The following is an 18529-nucleotide window of genomic DNA, read 5'->3' as shown; positions in this document are numbered from 1 at the left end:
GGTCTCGTCAGCCAGCGCATGGTCCGCCTTGTACGCGGAGTGTGTGGTGCCCGCTGGCCGCGTCGTCAGTCATCGGTTCGGGATGAACTGTGCGACGGCGGTGTCGCGTGGACGGGCGTACGAGATGCCGTCGCGGTAGGTGAGGGTGACGGCGCCGGTGAACTGTGCTGCGGTCACCTGCTGCACCTGGGCGACGTCCGACACCTCCGTCGTGGGTGCGACCCACATTCCCGGTTCGACGGACGCGATCGTCACGGACACCCACCGTCCTGTCGCAGTGCCCATACGGGTCGTGGCATAGCCCAGGTAGCCGATACCGCTGCAGGCAATCCACGCTGCCAGGCACACGGAGGCAGGCGCGTGGACGAGCCAGGTGATGGACACGATCTGCGCCATGAGCACCATGGTTGTGGCCATGGCAACCGTGAGACCGAATACGTCGAGATTGCCACCAGGTCCCATCAGTGCAGGCCGGGGAAGACCGAGGTTGAGCCGGCCGTCACGGCGCAGGCCGGAGATGGGCCGATCGACTCTCGTTGGTGTCGGTAGTTCGATCGCGCCGAGCGCGGCGGCCAACTGATCCTCGATGACAGCCTGCGTCATCCTGCAGGTCGGGCAGGACCAGGTAGGACCGTCCAGGGAGGCTCCAGTGAGTTCCGTGCCGTCGCGGGGGCAGGCCAGCGGCCCGGACGTGAAGTGCGCATTCCAGTGGTTGAGCGCCCTCACCACATCTGGCTCGTGTGAACCGTTTTGGCAGGTCATGCGGCTGCACCGCGTCGATGTCGACGGTCCGCGAGCATCCGCTGGCGTTCGCGTGCTGTGGCCGCGCCCCAGATGCCGTGCGCTTCGCCGTGGTCGAGTGCGTGGTTGAGGCAGGTCACGCGGACCGGGCACTTGGCGCAGATTCGTTTCGGCAGCGCCACGCTCGTGCCCTTCTCCGGGTAGAACAGATCGGGATCGGCTTGGCTGCAGAGTCCTTCGCGCTTCCAAGCCAGGCCGGTGTCGTCGTCGATGACGAGGTGCTCGAACAGCGCCGTGATCCGGGCTGGGGACGCCGGGGGCCGGGTGCCGGTCATGGTCGAACCACCTCGCTGTCTGTCGACGCGGCCGCGACTACGACGGTGATGTCGCTCAGGTACTCATCGGCGATGCTGCTGCCCCGCAGCAGGTTGTGTTCGAGGTAGGACGCGAGGTCGCTGGGAACATCGCTCGCGTCGAAGTCGCGGGCATAAGCGGCGTAGTCCTCGTCGGTCACGGTCGCGGTGACGGTGAGGGTGATCGTCTTCATCGAATCTCTCCTGGTTGCGGTGATGAGGAACGCTAGGTGTCCGGTTGTCCGGTCAGGCCTCGGTCCGAGGTGCACCGAGGGCGGCCCGGGCCCGGGCGAGTGCAGCAACTCGAAGGGTCTCGGGGGCATCACGCAGGGTCTTCCCGACGTTTCCGTGATCGACGCGGTCATCGAGGGCGACCTGCAGGTCGACGACCCGCTCCGTGATCGAGACCTGCTCGTGGGTGGGCTGCGCAAGTGAGATGCCGCTGAGCGGGTTCTCGAAGGTGGTCGACCAGTACGCGGCGTCGCGTGCTGCATTCGCCCACTCTCCGGCGAGTTCGTAGATTCCCTGCCGCTGCTGCGGTGTGGCGCCGACGATGCGCTGACGCAGAATCCATCCGCCGTCGCCGGTGAGAGCTTCCGACTCCGGGTCGACCCAGCGCTGCGAGGCGAGGCGATCGCGCACCAGGTCGTTGATCTGCGCGACCGTCATGGTGGTTGCGTCGATCGGGTGGAAGTCGCGCTGGGGGCGCTGCCAGATCTCGCGCAGTGTCACCTGGGGTGCGCCGACGTCGGGCAGGTCGACTTGCAGCCATCCTCGGGGCGACTCGTCGTCGGAGAATCCGCGTCGGACCGTCGAGCCGGTGTACCAGACCTGGCCACGTCCGTCGGGGTCTCCGAATCCCTCGACCGGCCCGGGGGTGTGGAAGTCCGACAGGAGGGTGAGGTCGAACCCTCGGGTCACCCACTCGGTCGGGACGAGGCGGTCGGCGCCGTGCCGTTCGGCGGCCTTGTAAAGGCGTTCGTCACCGACGAAGATGCCGTGCGAGCACAGGATGTTGATGCCGTGGTCGAGTGGCTCCGGTTCGATCAGGATGCCCTGGTTTCGGAGATCTGGGTCGAGTCCGTAGTGGCTGATGACGTGTAGGTAGATGGCCTGGTCGGGGTCGGGCTGGTGGATCTCGTAGAGGCCGGGGTACGGGCCGACGCTGTCTTCTGGCGCGCGGCGGCTGTCGGGGTAGACGGTGAAGGCGTTCATCGTGGGTCGGTCGAACATGGCGACGGCGGAGAGGTCGGCACCCGATCCTGCGCAGTGGTTGCCGCTGTTCTTCCCGTTCCAGAGGCCCGCGTCGAAGACGATGTCGTCGAGCCTCTGGACTGATTCGACGTCGCGCGGGAGTGGTCGGGACCAGTGGGTGACGTCTCCTCCGTGCCACAGACCCTGGCATCCGGCGTCGATGATCTGTGTGACGGCCTGGCTGTATGCGAGTTGGCCGTCGAGGACGCGGAGGTTCCAGCCGGTGTCGCGGTGCATCCGCATGCCGCGAGTGCTGTAGCCGGCGTGCGTGCATCCGATGGTGGCGAATCGGTAAGTCATGAATCAACGGTGACATTTCGCTTCTCCGTGTGTTGCAACGCAACTCGGGGCCACCGAAACCGCAGCGCATCCCACAACCTCGCTCACCGTGCGCTAGAGTGATCACCATCGGATCTGCCACACAATTTGCATAGGACATTCCCATGAGCACAGCTGTGCTCGGCGACCCTATTGGTATCGCCGATTCTGCTGACCGTCGTCTTTGCGACGCCATCCTCGACGTGTTCGAGTCTGACGAAACATCGGATCGCGCACGCGCAGTTAAGGTTTGCTCGCGCTGCCCTCTCGTGCAGGCATGCCGAAACCGAACCCGAGTCGAAATCCTCGAGGGCATCGGACCATGCGCAGTCGTCCGTGCCGGCGTGGCATGGGACTACGACGGATACCCCGACGCCGACCTCCACACCGACGCCACCGCTCTCGGATGGATCCCCGACGCCGCGAAGCGTCCAGATGCCGTTGACGACAACAACACTGACCTGGACAAGCCGGACGAGAACGTCGTCGAGCTCGCCTTCCACGACCCTGGTCTGCTCCGAGAGCACGAGTTCAGCGTCGCCGAGAGTGAGGCAATCGTCCTTCGTGGCGCCAAGCAGGGGAAGTCGATGAACTTCCTCGGCAAGATCCTCCGGATGCACTACCGCAATGTCCACAAGCTGGCGCTCAACCTCGGCGTCCGCGACGCATTCGAAACGAAGCCACGGCGCACCAAGACCCTCGATGAGACTGTCATCGAACTCGAGACCCTGGTCCTCGACCACGACATCGAGACCGAGTCCCCGGACCGCGCTGTTGACAGCGGTCAACTGTCCTTCGACGACCTGACCGCCATCGACACAGTCGAGCAGATTGCCCGGACCGACGCTGTTACCGCGGCCATCCCTGCCTTTACACCTCGTGCGCTGCTACGTCGACTCACCGGCCGGATCCCTCGGCGATTCCGCGCAGGCAAGGTCGACATCGCGAAAATCGTTCAGCAGAAGACGTCTTCGCCCCTCGCGGATTCATCGTCCGGCCCGCACGGGATCTCCTCGGGTTCGTCGATCGCTCACACCACAGGCCGGCCGCGGCCGTCGGACAGGACCACCTCTCCGTTCTCCTCCCCCAGTGATTCCGCGAGCGTGCACTCCCGATTTATGCGCGCGCCGACTTCGACCGGGCCCTCGCTCCTAGCTCGGCCTTGCACGGTGGGGTTGCCGAGGAGACCCGGCTCTACCACTGGTGTCGATCCTCCACGCACACAACCGGATCCAGTCAGCACTTCCGGATGCCGCGGTGGGCCTTTTTCATGGCCTCTGCCCACCGCTGATCACGCTGACCATGCGCGCCCGACATCTGTCGCGAGACCCCGCGTGTCCGAGGCCATCACCCGCCCCGATTCTGATCGGGTCTGTTCCTTAGCACTGCAGCAGCCACCACCCCGTTCGATGAGCACGATCCGAGCGGGGTACTCGTCGTGCCCATCCACCGACCGGCCGAAGGGCACCAGCTCCGGTATCTCAGCGGACTTCAGCGGAGGCCGGCTCAGGCGGGTTCCCGACCCCTGCGGACTTGCCGACCCTCGGGTGACCTCGCGCCGACCGAGGTCACCAGCCCCACAGTCAGGCACCAATGTCGAATGCAGTTTTCATGCTGCTGCACAACGTAATACGCCGGCGCACCCACATCATCTGTGGATACACCGGCGTAGCGCCGCGGCGAGACGGTCAGCCTGCCTCGTGCAATGTCCAGTACCGCTCCGGACCGAGAATGGCCACCACCGGAGCCACCAGAGCGGAACGCACTCCTTGGCCGGCAACCAATGCCTCATTCTCGAAGAGGATCGCTGCGGACGCGCTCACCGCAGCCGCCTCCGCGCCGTAGGGAAAGACCCCAGGAAGCCGGGCATCTCGACACACGGCCTCATGTGCCAGGAACGCGCGCGGGCGCGACTCCCGATAGAATCCGATTGCGAAGCCGCGACTTTCGATTGCCTCTATGAGCTCGTCCAACGCGCTGCTCTGGGCGTCCAAAGCTGCTGCTGCGGTCTCCGCGAACAGCCGAGACTGATCGGGATCGAGACGCGACAGCCTCGCACGCATCGCATGGATGCGGGCTGCCTTCGTCGCGAGCGCTTGATCCGCCGCATCCATCGTTGCGATCATGGGTCAGCGTCCCTGCCCGTGCATGGCCAGTCCCTCGTCGAAGAGCACAGCGGCCTGCTTCAACTCGTTGACCAGCGAGGCCTTCCCCTCACTCTCGGGCAGCGCCTCCAGCAGCTGGAGGTTCTCCTGTGCTGCGTTCCGTGCCTTCTCGAACTCCTCGGAGGTTTTCGGCCCCGACTTCGTCGACTTCATCGATGCGCTGTTCTCGGTGAGTCGAGCAGTCAGCGCCTTGATCGCCTCCTTGATGTGGTCGTTGTTGGTGGCGGCCGTGACCACAGCTGCCTCGCTCTCGGTGAGGACCACAATGCTGTCGCGCTGGGGCATATTCGTCTCCTGTCGTTCGGTGTCACTGGGTAGGGAAGGCTCCGGTGGACTCGATGCGAGAGGCTAGGTGTCGGGTTATCCAGCCTGATGCGCTGGACGCGCAGGTCTGATTGAATCCGGGGATGGGAATCGTGCGCACGTCCACCACTCGCATCCTCGCCCCGATCGACGCGACATACCAGGCTGTCGCTGACGCTATGGGCTCGGCCGGACTTGACGTCACTCCAGGCAACCCGGTCACCGGCACTGCGAAGCGATCGCTGATGAAGAATCGATGGGCGTCCACCGTCACGGCAAGCGTTCGTCCGGAGACCGACACGACCACACTGGTCGACTGGACCGTCGACATGATGGGCGACAAGCACTCGACCGTCCTGTCCGAGATCCTCGAGGCATTGCAGGGCGTGACCGTCGACGATCTTGGCGTTACCACCGCCCTTGAGCGACTCGGTAAAATGGGACGATTCTTCGGATTCCGCGAAGCATCTGCACTTACGCAGTACGTCCATACCGACGAGCGCGTCATTGAGTTAGCACAAGGCGTCTACGACAACAACCAGGGAATGCTGGTCCTCACCACGCAGCGACTGTTCTTTTTCGACAAGTCCATGCTGGGTGCGAAGGTCGAAGAATTCGACATCACCGCGATCGGATCGCTTGGCCACTCGAAGAAGATGGGCGGCGAAGTCATCAGCATCTCGATCTCTGGTCGGTCGGCCGATATAAAGCAGGTCGCACACGGACGGGCCGAGACCTTCATTCAGGCGTTTCGCAAGGTAAAGGCCAATCTGACCGCGCCGTCTGCACCCGTCCCGGCTGTTTCACACGCTGCTGCGGTACCTGACATCGCAGATCAGATTAAGAAGCTCGCCGAACTGCGTGACCTCGGCGTCGTGACCGAAGCAGAGTTCGAGGCGAAGAAGGCGGACCTGCTCGCACGGATGTAGGAACAGACCGGAGAATGCCCCTGCATAGCTGGGGCATTCGCCGTTTCGAGGTCGGCCTCGGTCACGCCCGTTGAATCCGGAGGGTGGGTGGCGGGTTTCGTGTCGGTCGAATGGGGCCTCGACAATACGAAGCGAGCGGAACTCCGCGGTTGACAAGCCAGCGGATGCGCATCATTCGATTGATCATCGCTGATGGTACGTTCGCAACATTCGGCAGGTGTTGCGGCTCCTCGAACAGGCCGAGGCGATGGTAGTGGCGCACCGCTCTCGGCGTCGTTCCGACCACATCGGCAGGCTGACCTACTCGCATGAGTCGAGTGTCAACTATGCCCCAGCGTCAAGGTCAACTCCCTCGAGTCAGGCGGGCGCGGATCCAATTTCGCGGAGTCCCTGCCATTGGATATCCGACCACCGAGCAAACCGGAATCCGTCCAGATCCGCGTGATCCGGAGCCCCCGTTCGGTGTGACCACCGGCTGGTCAAACGATCCAGTCCCCAGGCGGCCCAACACAACCCGCTCGGTGAACACATTCGCTGCAACCGCCATCAAGACGTGAATGGTCCGGCGACAAGGGAAATCGCTTGTCACCGACCCATTCAGTCACAGCTTGACCCAGATCCGTCCGTCCCAGAATCGATCGAACTCGTTGTCGGGCTTCTCCAGGTAGGCCTTCACGCCGGGCGAGTCAACGCGACCGCGAAGTGCGGAGTAGCTGCCGGAGGGGAGGATGGTTTCGCCGGGTCGCAGGACGGGCGTCTCGCGGCGTGCCACGCGACGGAGCCTCGCCGCGATCTCGTACTCGTCGATCAGCGACTCGATTGCGACGCCCTCGGGTTCGTAGGCAGCGTCCTCGGGATGCAGGCTCTGGTAGTCAGCCACCCACCGATCCCATGCCTCGCGGTGTTCCTGCACGGCCGTTGCCCAGAACACCATCACGGTGCCGCCGCGTCCGTCTTGCTCGACATTGGCGACCTTCTTGCCGTTGCGCCGCAAACTCGCGACGTATGCGAACCCATCGGAGGTCTGGTGACCCTTGTAGGAGGCGATGGACCAGTCGAGGTCCGGGATGGGCAGTTCCGTCGCGGGCAGGGTCACGGTTGCCATGGGAGGTCCTTTCGGGAGGTTGTTGGTTCGTCCCGAACGCTATTGACCTGTGCTGGCGGGTGTTTCAAGACTTCTGACGCCGTCAGGCCACGGTGTCGAGGAGTGCCGATACCGGCTTGAGTGCCCTGTTGACGAGTTCGCACAGTGTCGCGATCACATGGCTGATCTGTGCTGCAGGGTCGTACAGGTGCTGCGCGGAGAACATGTCGGTGTCGCGGGTGACGTTCGGGAGTGCGAGTCGGATCGTGTCGATGTTCGGGAGGTCGATGTATACGACGCCGCTGAGGGATTGCTCGTTCGGTTCGGGCCCGACGAGGTCGACGGAGACCTCGAGGGCAGTGCCGGCGACCGCACCGTGCAGGTCGAGGGCAGGATCTGTCGAGGGCAGCATCTTCCAGTCCCCGGTCAGATATTCAGCGAGGATGCCGTACGCGCTGTCGAGGTAAGCGGAGCCGTAGTGGAACCACGGATCTTTGGGGAGCAGGCGGTCGATCCGGTCTTCGTCGGCGATCAAGTGGGCAGCGAAGCTGGCGATCGTCGCGGGGTCTGCGCTTACGGTGATCATGGGGGTGTTCCTTCCGTGGGCTCATGGGGTTGGTCCGGCCCGCCACGACGCGGCGGGCCGGAGCTGCGGCTGGTGCTCAGACCTTGGCGCGGAGGATGCCGAACAGCGTGTTGACCAGCTCCTCGACCGGGCCGTCGGTGGCGGCTTCCTTGAGCGCAGTGATGGCGTCGAGGACGTCGTGTGCGTTGTCGGCGCGTGCGGCGGCGTCGAGGTCGAGCACGTGGACCGCCGAGCTGGCGTAGCTGATGCTCCCGTCCCAGATCACGACGAGCGGGGTTGGGGAGGAGGGGTGGCCGGAGGTTCTCGAGGTTTCACTCGGTAGCGGCGCGGGCTGCTGGGCCGGCTCGGGCTGGGCGGCCGGGGCTGCGGGCTGCTCCAGCTCTGGTGTGGGTGCGGTGGCCCGCGGCTTCGCCTGTTCGGGCTCGGGCTCGGTGGGGTGCGGCTGCTTCTGCTCCGGCGTGGCCAGTGCTTGTGCAGTCGGCTCCGGGTCGGGCGTGGAGGTCTGCGGGAGGTCGCGAATCGGCTCGGGGTCCGTGGTCGGCAGTTCCGGCTCGGGAGTGGGCTCAGCGGCGGGTGCGGGGTCCGTGGATGCGGGGGCTGCTGCGACGGTTTCGATCACGGTCGGCGCGTACTGGGACGTTGTCGGTGTTGGGTCGACGCTGGGCGTCGGCTCCCCTGCCGGCGCAGCGGCCGCGGGTCGCGTCGAACCGATCGGCTTGACGGGGCTGCGCCGTCCGCGACTGCGGGGCGCGGTGAATCCTGTCGTCATCGGTAAGTCCTTCCGGTAGGTGCGTTTTCGATCGTTGTTCCGAACGTAAGCAACGATGCCGACACCAATTCCCCGGTGTTTCAGTTTGTCTCGCCCGATGTCGAGTTCACCGCATGAGGCGGGACAGGCCTGCTGCCAGCTGGGCGAACCTGCGAACCGTGGCTGGGTCGGCCGTATTCGAGCGCACCGCTGCCAACCGCGCCGGGCCGTACGCCCGCGCGCACTCGCTCACCGCTCTCATCGGTTCCCGCTGATCCGGCGTGCCGGCCCGCAGTGCCGTAACCGCGGCGCGTGCTGCCTCGTCGGGAGCAGTGGACAGCAGCCAGGCCCACCGATCCGGGGTATCTGGTGGGGCCGTCGCGGCGCGCTCGACGACGGCGCAGTACCGATCAGGCAGCAGGTCCGCGAGTTCGAACACGTCGGGCAGTCGTAGACGGCTCCACAGCGTCGGGTCGTCGATGAGCTGGGCCGCGAGATCGCGGATGCAGTCCAGATGCTCGAACGGGGTGACGTTGCGAGACGGCGGCGGTGTCGGCGGGGCGTGGACCTGGAGTTGACCCTCGGCGATCCCGAGTTCGCTTGCGAGCCATCGCCGGTACCGCAGAATCAGGACGTCGTCGGCGAGTTCGTCGAGCATGGCTGTCGCGCGGCGCACGGCGACGGCCGCCTTCTCTGGGGTGTCAGCGTCGGCAAGTAGACGGCCGAGCATCTGCCGAATCAGCGGTTGACGTGCGTTTACGGCGTCCCTCACGGCTTGGTCGCCGTGGTCGACGCGCAGCTGACACGGGTCCGAACCGCGCTTCCCCGGAACTGCGAGGGTGACAGTCGCGAACTGGTGGCAGGTGACAGCGATCTTCCAGGCGGCGGTCTGACCCGCGTTGTCCGCGTCGAGCATCACGACGATCTCCCCGTCGGACCCGAGCAGTCTGGACAGCAGTCGCGCGTGCGCCGCGGTGAACGCGGTGCCGCACACGCCGACGACCTCTCGATGCCCGGCGGCGGCCACTGCCATGACATCGGTGTAGCCCTCGACGACGATCACACGGCGATGTTTGACGATCGCGGGGCGCGCGGCGTCAAGCCCGAAGAGAGTGTCGGACTTGCGGAACAGGGCACTGTCGTCGCTGTTGACGTACTTGCGGTATCGCTCGGGGTTGCGGCTGGGGTTGTCGAGGCTGCGACCGGCGAGCCCGACGATGCGGCCTTGTGGGTCGTGCAGCGGCCAGATCAGTCGGCCGGCGAAGGTGTCGTAGGGCTGACCGGTCCGTCCCTGGCGGATGAGCCCGGCGTCGTGTCCAGCGCTCGCGGGCAGCCCGCGAGCGGCCAGGTGTACGCCGAGGACGGTGGTGTGGGCACGCGGCGCGTAGCCGATCCCCCACTGGCGGATGTGAACGTCGGTGAAGCAGCGGTCGGTCAGGTACCGGCGAGCCTGTGCGGCACCGAGGTCATCGGTAATCGCGGTCGAGTACACGTCGGCGGCAACCTCCAGGGCGGCACGCAGCAGTTTCGGTGTCCCCACCGCGCTGCCGCGGTGAGTCTGCTCAGGCTCGGTGGGGATCGCCACCCCGACCTGTTCGGCAAGCTGCTCGACCGCTTCACGGAAGGTGAGCTGTTCGACGAGCTCGAGGAAAGTGATGACGTCACCACCGCAGCTGCACCCGAAGCAGTGAAAGACCCCGGTCCCCGGGTTGACGTAGAACGACGGCGTTCGCTCGTCGTGGTCCGGAAGCGGACAGCAGCCCTTCGACTCTCCCCTGGATGCGGGGGCGAGACGCGTGTAGCGGGCGACGATCTCGTCGATCGTCGCCCGCTCACGGATCTGTCCCAGGGTCTGGTCGGGGATCCTCATGCAACGCTCCTCACCGCGTCGAGAGCCAACTGGTGGAGCCACCCTGCGAGGTGATGGCCGGCGACTGCTCACAAGCGGGCGGCTTCATCCTCGGTGAACCTGGAGATCGACTGACTTACGTCGCCTACCAGCACCTTCTGCAGGTGGTCCCGCTTCGCGAGCACACCTGCAAGAACCGGCGAGCAGTTGTGCGTGACGATGCCATCGCCGATGTAAGAATGGTCGTCCGCAACCTCAAGTGAATGAACGGTGCCGTTGAACTTCTCGCGGACGACCTTCTCCGGAGTCCACGCGGGGTCACCTGCGCGCCATGCCCTATGTCTCTCGCGCTCGAAGAGCGGGCGAGAATCCAACACCAGCATGCCCTCCACAAGGTTGCACGCACGGATCGTGGCAGTACGAGTGAGCATCAGGTACCCGGCGCGGTTGCCAGCTTCGTTGAAGCGCTTGGTGACGAGCGGGTGCTCGATCATGCGCCCATATGCGGCCAGGCACCGTGCAGCGCGGTCTGTCATATCCCCCAGGCTGCGCCAGAATCCGTCGATCAACGCCTGCCCCCAGGCGGAACGTCCGCGCTCTTCTTTGAATACGATGTCAGGGATGCCGAATGTGACGGAGACGCGGGCCTCCTCGACGAGGGCTTCCGCCTTCGTGTCGTAAGCACCGAGAACCCACATCGCGTCGCCGCCTTCCTCATGCATCCGGGCAGCCAGGCCTGACGAGCGGCGCTGACCACCGCCGCCGTGGTAAGGACTTGTGATACCGACCCTGTACTTGTCGCCGCGGCGCATTAAGTAAACGAGCTTCTTCCCCTCGAACCCCGGGCCAACCTTGGCGAAGGTGATGTGCTCGGGCGTGTAGCGGGTAGTCAATCCGGATTCCGTTTCGACGCGGATCAGTTCGCCGTTATGACGGCGTGTCGCAACATTGATCACCGGTTTGCCGCGCATCCTGATTGCCGCGTGTTCAGCGAAGTAGGAGACGACCCTGTCGCCGACCCGAACCTGCTCGATCGGTTTGGTTTCGCCGCCGGCCATGCGCACAAGAGTCCCGGTCGGCTGGCAGTCTGGCGCTTCATCGAGCAACAGGAAGCTCAGTGGTGAGATCCCCAGGGCGTGAGCGGTGGTCGAGAACGGGATCTTCCCTATCCGGAGCTTGTCGAGTACCGGAGCCAACACCATCCCGCGAAGTCCGCGGAAGGCGAGGGAATGCGCCGTCGACGCCGTGACGCGGGAGCCAGATTTTCGGCCAGCCTCATCGGCAATCAACTTTTTGACGGCGAGATACAAACCGATGCGGTTCTGCTCCGCGAGGATCTCCGCGAGCTGCAGCAGGGTGCTGGTCTTTCCGGTGCCAGCGCTGGCACGAACGAGCAGCGGATCCCCAGTGCGGAACAGCTCCTGAATGTACAGCTGCTCGTCGGTCGGCGCGAAGGTCATGTGCGGGGTCGCTTTCTCGGATCGGAGCCAGTCGGTGGTACTCGCACAGTTCCAGCGACTGCTGCATGGTGTTGCACCATGCAGCAGCCACCGTATGGGTCGTGTTCTCCGCACCCGGCGAACGGAGAACTACGGGCGCCCCACGCTGGGATCCGCAGCGGACAGACCGTGTACCGGGCACAATCTGGACGTGCCCTCCACCTGGTCACCGCCATCGCCGATGCTTGCCGCGCTCGGTCAGCCACCGGGCGGTGAAGGGCAGGCATTCGAGATGAAGTGGGACGGAAACGAGCAGGTTCGCAGATTCCAACACCTCCCAGTGCCGAAACCCACGCCTCGCTCCCCCGATTCGAATCACTTCACTGCCAGTTCAACGCTTCCTAACCGCTCACGAAGACCAACGAGCTCGCGGAAGTGGGCATCAATTGGGGCGAGTTGTGTTGGAGCTGCGAGATGCGTCGAGGAGTGCCACGACGTCGAGTTCGCTCGGCCACCGCATAGAGATTTCGGGGATGGATCCGACGCCGTCCGCGACCACCCACACCGTTCCGTAGTCGTCGATGGTCACGCGTGGGTGGGTCGCGAAGATCGGTGTGCTGGTGACCGGTTCGAGCGTCCGCCCGTCGAGCAGGGTGAACAGCCAGAACTGGCGAGTGCGGTCGTAACCGACCGGCCCTGGAAGAGGCCACCAGCCGGAGCGCCCGGTCCCGTCCGGGGGATGGTCGGTGAACCACACGTACGGCCCGACCTGCCCGGCAGACATGAGCCGTTTCGGCAAGGGCCGCAGATCTCCGAGGGTGAGGTCCTCCTGTACGGGTGCCGCGTGTTCGCCGAGAAACAGTCGCAGCGGTGTGCCGCCGAGGAACAAGCGATACTGACGGCGCGTGTGCGGAAGGATCGGTCCGACAGTCGATTCGCCATCCGGATGGACGCGCACGAGCCGGAAAGTGGAGTCATCGGCACGGACGGCGACGACGAAGCCGTCCTCGTCGTCGACGCCGACCGCAGCCACATACCCATCCGGAGCGCTCACCTCGACCGGAGGTCCGTCCGGACCGTGCAGTGTCCACCTACCTTCCGCCCGGCAGGCCAGCAGGATTTCTCCCAGCACGGCGCCGGTGAGGACCGGGATGTCGTCGACCCGACACGGCGTCTCGCCCGCATCGATCCGGAACAGCCCGTCCCCGCCGGCCACCCAGCAGCCGCCCGGGATCGCCCAGATCCGGCGCGAGACCCCGATCGCCCCGGGCAGCACGTATTCATGGACAACGCGGTCCGCGCCGATGCTCACTGCCAGCGGCAGCGAACTGTCGACCACCCACAGCAACCCACCGGCGGCAGAGATATCACCGGCAACGAGGCTCGGACGAGCAGGCAGATCCGGGACATCGTCCAAGTCGAGGTCGATCAACACCCCGACATCGGAGTCGGCCTCGTCGCCGTCTTGTTCGAACAACCCGCCGCGGTCGAAGAATCTGGGTGCGGCGTCGACGTCCCGCAACTGCCGGTGCCCGCCGACGACATTCCACGAACCCACGGTTCCGGGCCTGCGACGGAATCGTTCGCTGACGATCCGGACCCGGGTGACACGACCGCGCACACGCCCCTCGGTGTCGTAACCCAAGACTCCGTGGAAGTGGCCGAGGAGTTCGACCCGGCCGGTCAACGGCCGAAAGCCACGCCACGATGCAGTCCAGCCGTCGCCGCGCAACAGCCCTGACCACTCCCACTGGCGCGGGATGGCTTCGCCCGTGTACTGCCAGACCGGCGGCCGAGTACTCGCTTCGAGAAGCGCACGCACAGTGACCGCCCCATCACCGGCGGGTGGCCTTTCGACGAACCGGAGTGGGAACGCGATGACCGATCCGACTCGAGGAGGCGGTATCTCGCCATCCTCGATCGCGACGGCTTCGATCTGGACGGACAGCGTTCGACGTCCCGTCATGAACCTTTCCACGCAGTAGTCACACGGCCGATGCTATCCGCACGACCGCGCAGTATGGCGGCAGCACACAGCCAGGCGCCCGCGTGGGATGGCAGACCGTCCACGTTGCTTGACCACGAACACAGGGACACCTACATCCTGAACGCGGCTCTGACACGGCCCGCGTCCGACCGCTGGGCCGGGCCATCTGGAATGGTGGCGGTATGCCCCTACCGGATCCGTGGAGTGAGAGCCTGGTGTGGCGGATCCCCACTGTCGACGACGGAACCGGATTCCTCGACAGCCGCGGTTTCGATCCACCGACACCGTGGATCCAGGCGCTCGCCGCGGTCGGCCGCGATCTGCGCTGCCTGCGATACGGCCGTGACGCCGACACCGATCGACTGGTGTGGGACCTCGCGATCAACAGCGACTACTACGTCTCGATCGGATGGCAAGGCACACGGGGGATCAGCAGCTTCGGGATCGGTGAGGGGCTGACGATGGAAACCCCGTTCGCCGAAGCGGCAGCGTGGGTCGCCGAAGTCGTCCAGGACAACCTCGCCGGATACGACTTCGTACAGTGGCCCAGCCGCGGCCGCCACCTGCTCCTGCCCAGGCTGCGAGACGGACGGCCGGTATGGATCGACCCCCACGGCGACGTCATCGTGAGCCCCATCGGCCAACTGTGCAAACACGCCGACCTGTGGCCACCCCCGGAGTGACTTCCGGGGGCATGCCGCCGACGTCCACACCACCGCGAACACCCGGGTTCTCGGCGCTCTGGGCCTCCGCGTGGACTGGAACGCCGGGCTGGTCGCTCTACTCTATCGACCCGAAGTGTGTTTGGTCTGCGCTGGTGGTCGGGCCTTCGTCGTCGGCCACATCTGGATCAGGTAGTCCTCGACTGGGCTGCTGTCGACAAGGTACCCATCGAAATGAGTATCTTTGCCACGCGCACAAATCCGGACTCGATAGCGGCGCCTTCCAGCTGGGGTGAAGCCACGGATACCAGGCGATCCGGGTTGATCGCTCCAAAACGACAGGACATCGGCTCCATGCTCGGTGTCGTGGACGAGGTCGCCTTCGACGATGTCTTCCCACTCGCGGTCGTCGCAGTCCGCCGGTTCCTCGTGTACTTCCACGACGACGTTGACCGGCCCGCCCTTGATTCCCACCTTCACGCTGATGGTGTCCTCGGCGAAGATGGCTAGTGCCAACTCTGGATACCGGCCGTGGATGAGTTCTCGTGGCGGTCCAGCTTCGATCATGAACTGGTGGTAGTCAGCATCAATGACGGCTTGGTGTCGTTCTACGGTCACATCGGAACACTGCCACACCGCGGGATCATCACCCGTCGCGATCGGCGCGTGATGTCACCTGAGCACGGCACCGCATCCGCGATGCAGATCTCAATTCGCCTGGCGTTACATGTAGTACGGCATAGAGTCGACCGAATACCCGAAACCACACATCACGATCCCCGTCAGCGCGCACGCCACCACAAATCCCGCAACAGCAGCCCTCGCACGTCTCCACAACCCGAACACCACCGCCCCGACAGCCGCCAACACCACCAGCGGCAATGCCCAGCACCACCAGTAGGCAGCGCTGCCAGGCGGGAAAGTCTCGACACCCCACGCCTCACGCAGACGCGCAACCGCAGACCAGTAGCTCAGGACACACGCGAACACCCCGGCACACGCACCCCACAGCCCCTGCGCGAGCTGAGACGCCCGCTTCTCATCCGACACCACAACACCGAACCTAACCACCCCACGCGCCGTGACACCTCGACGCTCCAGGTCACAACGCCTGAAACACTCCACCCATGCGAACACGGACCTGCATCGGCGCCTACGGGCCCACTGGTAATGCGGGATGTTGGAACCTGCGGAATTCAGGTCAGCTCCCTCCGGATGACGGTCATCGAGTCGTCAGACTGGGGTCCACCGTAGCTTTGCGTGAACCTGCCCGATCAGCCTTCCGCAGCAGTTCCGCGTGCGAAAACTCGGATCTAACTGCAGCAGTTCGGGTTCAGCACGACGAGGAGTGCATCGAGGGCGGCGGTGTGGACACGGTGGCAGACATTCATACCGCGGCGGGTGGAGACGATCATGCCCGCCTTACGGAGCTGAGTGAGATGGTGACTGACGGTGGATTCGGCGAGGTTGAGGTCGATAGCGAGGTCGCATGTGCAGACTTCGCGCTCGTCTGCGGTGAGCAGGATGGACATGAGCTTGATCCAGACCGGGTCGGCCAGGGCCTTGAGCCGGAGTGCGAGCCCGAGTGCCGCGTCGTCGGTCATCGGTCCGGCTGAAACCGGGGCGCAGCAGATGGGCGCGGAGACGTCGATGACGGGCAGCGTCTTGGGCATGAATCGATCCTACAGATTATCGACATATGTAAAAAAGGTGAGATCCTGAAGTGGTCGATAGTTCTGCATATGCCGTTTAGCAGGGAGGCTGTCATGTCACGCGCCCAGCTCGCCCTCAACGTCGACGACCTGCAGGAAGCAATCACGTTCTACACGAAACTGTTCGGCACCGAGCCCGCCAAGCTCAAGCCCGGCTACGCGAACTTCGCGATCGCCGAGCCACCGCTGAAACTCGTGCTGCTCGAGAACCCCGGCAAGGGCGGCACCCTCAACCACCTCGGCGTCGAGGTCGAATCGAGCGAAAAGGTCCACTCCGAGATCGCCCGCCTGACCAGCGAAGGGCTGTTCACCGACGAGGAGATCGGCACCACCTGTTGCTTCGCCACCCAGGACAAGGTGTGGGTCACCGGCCCGGCCGGGGAGAAGTGGGAGGTCTATACCGTCCTCGCCGACTCCGAAACATTCGGATCGAGCCCGCAGCACCCGGGCGACCCGGGCGCTCAGGGTGGGGTGTGCTGCGGCACCGCCGCCGCGGGCGAGAAGCCGACCCCTGACACGTCCTGCTGCTGATCACCCCGGGCACGGGTTCGGCCGCCCACCGGCGGCCGAACCCATCTTCACGGCCGAAGGCCGGCAACGAAAGTGCTCACCCGCCGGCGATGTCGTCGCGGACATCACCGCGAGCAAGTGCCCGCAGCGCCTCGACCCCCACGGGTTCGGCGGCGAGCATCGGCACCACCGCGCATCGTGTGGCGTGTTCGGCGGTGATGGTGGCCAGTTCGGTGGCCTCCGCCGCGGCGCGACGCCGCAACAGCGGCGAGGACGGTGCCGCGGCGGCAAGGGAGTTGTTGACCACCCACGCCCACGGGTGGATCCCGGCGCGTTCGAGGTCTGCCTGCAGGCCCGCCGCTTCGAGACGCGGGGTGGTTTCGGCGAGGGTGACCAGGACGACCTTGGTCTCGTCGGGGTTCTGCAGCCGCATCAACGGGGTGGTGAAGTGGGCGTGCTCGCCCATCTGCCGGGCGATCTCGCGGTGGTAGGAACCGGTGGCGTCGAGCAGCAGCAGGGTGTGCCCGGTGGGGGCGGTGTCGACGACGACGAACTTGCGGCGGGATTCGTGGATGACCCGCGAGAACGCCTGGAAGACGGCGACTTCCTCGGTGCACGGCGATTTCAGGTCCTCGGACAGCGCGGCGCGACCCTGCTCGTCGAGCGCAGCGCCCTTCGACTTCAGGACACGGGCGCGGTACTGCTCGGTGGCCTCGGCCGGGTCGATACGCGAGACCTCGAGGCCCGCGACGGCGCCGGCGAGGGTCTCGGTCAGGTGCGCGGCGGGGTCGGTGGTGGTCAGGTGCACCGGGTGGCCACGCTCGGCCAGCGCGACCGCGACGGCCGCGGCGAGGGTGGTCTTCCCGACGCCGCCCTTGCCCATGAACATGATCAGCCCGTGATCGTCGGCGGCGATCTCGTCCACGAGAGCCGACAGTGACACCGCATCGGCCACCGCGCCCGGCCCGTTCGTGGGGGCGGCCGGTTCGTCACAGTGTGTGGTGGTGGCGGTGAACAGGGAGTCGAGGGCATCGATGCCGACCATGTTGGTGGGTTTGAGTTCGACTTCGTCGACGGGCAGCGCGGCCAGGTTCGCCGGGAGTGTGTCCAGGAGGGCGTGTTCGCGGCGGTGGATCGCCGTGTCGAGGGCGTCGCGCCCGTCCGGCGCCGGGAGGAGTCCGTTGACGACGACGTACTGGTGGGCCAGGCCGATGTCGGCGAGTTCGGTCTGGGTGCGGGTGATTTCCGCGATCGGGGCCCGCTGCGCCCGGGTCACCAGCACCAGGCGGGTGCGGTCGGGGTCGGCGAGGGCTCCGACGGCGGCGGCGTAGATGCTGCGCTGCTTGTCGAGTCCGGCGAGCGGGCCGAGGCACGAGGCGTCGCCCTTGCCGTCGTCGAGGAACTCGGTCCAGGATCCGGGGAGCTGGAGCAGCCGGATGGTGTGGCCGGTCGGGGCCGTGTCGAACAGGACGTGGTCGAACCCGTCGATGACGCCGTCGGTGTCGGTGAGCAGCGCGGTGAACTCGTTGAACGAGGCGATCTCGGTGGTGCACGACCCCGAGAGCTGTTCGGTGATCGAGGCGATCTCGGCGTCGGGCAGCAGCCCGCGCACCGGCCCGACGATCCGTTCCCGGTAGGCGTCGGCGGCCTGCTGCGGGTCGATCTCGAGCGCGGACAGGCCCGCCACCGCCGGCACCGCGGTGATGGTGTTGCCGATGTTCAGCCCGAACACCTGCCCGACGTTCGACGCCGGGTCGGTGGACACGAGCAGCACCTTCTTGCCGGCGCGGGCCAGGGCGATCGCCGACGCGCACGCGATGGAGGTCTTCCCGACCCCGCCCTTACCGGTGAAGAACAGGAATCGGGGCGGGTTGTCGAGAAACTTCATG

At 65.6% G+C, this 18529-nt stretch carries 21 protein-coding genes; 3 read left to right on the top strand and 18 right to left on the bottom strand.

What is annotated here, in order from left to right:
* Window positions 1-69 precede the first annotated feature (69 nt).
* The 7 genes from RZ1_RS22170 to RZ1_RS22140 all read right to left on the bottom strand — a co-directional run bounded on the left by RZ1_RS22170 (window position 70) and on the right by RZ1_RS22140 (window position 5116).
* Window positions 70-603, bottom strand: a complete 534-nt coding sequence (locus tag RZ1_RS22170; RefSeq protein WP_072814679.1) for a hypothetical protein — start codon at window positions 601-603, stop codon at window positions 70-72.
* A gap of 155 nt (window positions 604-758) precedes the next feature.
* On the bottom strand, window positions 759-1076 hold the full coding sequence (locus RZ1_RS22165; protein ID WP_083583847.1) for a WhiB family transcriptional regulator: 318 nt from the start codon (window positions 1074-1076) through the stop codon (window positions 759-761).
* Complete coding sequence (locus RZ1_RS22160; protein ID WP_072814678.1) at window positions 1073-1288, bottom strand: hypothetical protein; 216 nt, start codon at window positions 1286-1288, stop codon at window positions 1073-1075. Before RZ1_RS22160 ends, RZ1_RS22165 begins: the two co-directional genes overlap by 4 nt.
* Before the next feature lie 52 nt (window positions 1289-1340).
* On the bottom strand, window positions 1341-2648 hold the full coding sequence (locus tag RZ1_RS22155) for a metallophosphoesterase family protein (RefSeq protein ID WP_072814677.1): 1308 nt from the start codon (window positions 2646-2648) through the stop codon (window positions 1341-1343).
* A gap of 83 nt (window positions 2649-2731) precedes the next feature.
* On the bottom strand, window positions 2732-3454 hold the full coding sequence (locus tag RZ1_RS22150; RefSeq protein ID WP_072814676.1) for a hypothetical protein: 723 nt from the start codon (window positions 3452-3454) through the stop codon (window positions 2732-2734).
* A 900-nt stretch (window positions 3455-4354) separates the two neighbouring features.
* Window positions 4355-4792: a hypothetical protein gene (locus RZ1_RS22145; protein WP_072814675.1), complete on the bottom strand. Its 438-nt coding sequence runs from the start codon at window positions 4790-4792 to the stop codon at window positions 4355-4357.
* A 3-nt stretch (window positions 4793-4795) separates the two neighbouring features.
* The gene (locus tag RZ1_RS22140) at window positions 4796-5116 is read right to left on the bottom strand and encodes a hypothetical protein (protein ID WP_072814674.1); all 321 of its coding nucleotides are present in this window, start codon (window positions 5114-5116) and stop codon (window positions 4796-4798) included.
* Between the two features lie 122 nt (window positions 5117-5238).
* Between RZ1_RS22140 and RZ1_RS31445 the strand changes: the two genes are divergently transcribed.
* Window positions 5239-6063, top strand: a complete 825-nt coding sequence (locus RZ1_RS31445; protein ID WP_072814673.1) for a PH domain-containing protein — start codon at window positions 5239-5241, stop codon at window positions 6061-6063.
* A 61-nt stretch (window positions 6064-6124) separates the two neighbouring features.
* Here the strand turns inward: RZ1_RS31445 and RZ1_RS31895 are convergent, their stop codons facing one another.
* The 7 genes from RZ1_RS31895 to RZ1_RS22105 all read right to left on the bottom strand — a co-directional run bounded on the left by RZ1_RS31895 (window position 6125) and on the right by RZ1_RS22105 (window position 13735).
* Entirely contained in the window at window positions 6125-6373 is a 249-nt protein-coding gene (locus tag RZ1_RS31895) for a MerR family transcriptional regulator (RefSeq protein ID WP_372481632.1), read from the bottom strand.
* Between the two features lie 291 nt (window positions 6374-6664).
* Entirely contained in the window at window positions 6665-7168 is a 504-nt protein-coding gene (locus RZ1_RS22130; protein WP_072814672.1) for a hypothetical protein, read from the bottom strand.
* Window positions 7169-7250: 82 nt separating this feature from the next.
* Window positions 7251-7733, bottom strand: a complete 483-nt coding sequence (locus RZ1_RS22125; RefSeq protein WP_072814671.1) for a hypothetical protein — start codon at window positions 7731-7733, stop codon at window positions 7251-7253.
* A gap of 76 nt (window positions 7734-7809) precedes the next feature.
* On the bottom strand, window positions 7810-8502 hold the full coding sequence (locus RZ1_RS22120; RefSeq protein WP_072814670.1) for a hypothetical protein: 693 nt from the start codon (window positions 8500-8502) through the stop codon (window positions 7810-7812).
* A 106-nt stretch (window positions 8503-8608) separates the two neighbouring features.
* Window positions 8609-10351: a DNA primase gene (gene dnaG, locus RZ1_RS22115; RefSeq protein ID WP_072814669.1), complete on the bottom strand. Its 1743-nt coding sequence runs from the start codon at window positions 10349-10351 to the stop codon at window positions 8609-8611.
* 68 nt (window positions 10352-10419) lie between these two features.
* The gene (locus RZ1_RS22110; protein ID WP_072814668.1) at window positions 10420-11790 is read right to left on the bottom strand and encodes a hypothetical protein; all 1371 of its coding nucleotides are present in this window, start codon (window positions 11788-11790) and stop codon (window positions 10420-10422) included.
* A 421-nt stretch (window positions 11791-12211) separates the two neighbouring features.
* Window positions 12212-13735, bottom strand: coding sequence for a hypothetical protein (locus RZ1_RS22105; RefSeq protein ID WP_072814667.1), 1524 nt, complete (start codon window positions 13733-13735; stop codon window positions 12212-12214).
* Window positions 13736-13938: 203 nt separating this feature from the next.
* On the opposite strand from RZ1_RS22105, the gene RZ1_RS22100 reads away from it, so the two are divergent.
* Complete coding sequence (locus tag RZ1_RS22100; protein ID WP_072814666.1) at window positions 13939-14439, top strand: hypothetical protein; 501 nt, start codon at window positions 13939-13941, stop codon at window positions 14437-14439.
* Between the two features lie 102 nt (window positions 14440-14541).
* Here RZ1_RS22100 and RZ1_RS30150 read toward each other — a convergent pair whose 3' ends face one another.
* The 3 genes from RZ1_RS30150 to RZ1_RS22090 all read right to left on the bottom strand — a co-directional run bounded on the left by RZ1_RS30150 (window position 14542) and on the right by RZ1_RS22090 (window position 16091).
* Window positions 14542-15036, bottom strand: a complete 495-nt coding sequence (locus tag RZ1_RS30150) for a hypothetical protein (protein WP_139281937.1) — start codon at window positions 15034-15036, stop codon at window positions 14542-14544.
* Between the two features lie 105 nt (window positions 15037-15141).
* The gene (locus tag RZ1_RS22095) at window positions 15142-15468 is read right to left on the bottom strand and encodes a hypothetical protein (RefSeq protein ID WP_139281936.1); all 327 of its coding nucleotides are present in this window, start codon (window positions 15466-15468) and stop codon (window positions 15142-15144) included.
* A gap of 263 nt (window positions 15469-15731) precedes the next feature.
* Window positions 15732-16091, bottom strand: coding sequence for an Rv2640c family ArsR-like transcriptional regulator (locus RZ1_RS22090; protein ID WP_072814664.1), 360 nt, complete (start codon window positions 16089-16091; stop codon window positions 15732-15734).
* Window positions 16092-16184: 93 nt separating this feature from the next.
* Here RZ1_RS22090 and RZ1_RS22085 point away from each other — a divergent pair, with 93 nt between their 5' ends.
* On the top strand, window positions 16185-16661 hold the full coding sequence (locus RZ1_RS22085; protein WP_072814663.1) for an ArsI/CadI family heavy metal resistance metalloenzyme: 477 nt from the start codon (window positions 16185-16187) through the stop codon (window positions 16659-16661).
* A 76-nt stretch (window positions 16662-16737) separates the two neighbouring features.
* On the opposite strand, the gene arsA is transcribed toward RZ1_RS22085, so the two are convergent.
* Window positions 16738-18528: an arsenical pump-driving ATPase gene (arsA, locus tag RZ1_RS22080; RefSeq protein WP_072814662.1), complete on the bottom strand. Its 1791-nt coding sequence runs from the start codon at window positions 18526-18528 to the stop codon at window positions 16738-16740.
* Between the last annotated feature and the right edge of the window lies 1 nt (window position 18529).

Source organism: Rhodococcus zopfii NBRC 100606 = JCM 9919 (assembly GCF_001895025.1).
GTDB classification, from domain to species: Bacteria; Actinomycetota; Actinomycetes; order Mycobacteriales; family Mycobacteriaceae; genus Rhodococcus; species Rhodococcus zopfii.
The sequence above is the reverse complement of the archived record's forward strand: the minus strand, read 5'-3'. Positions and strand labels throughout refer to the sequence as shown.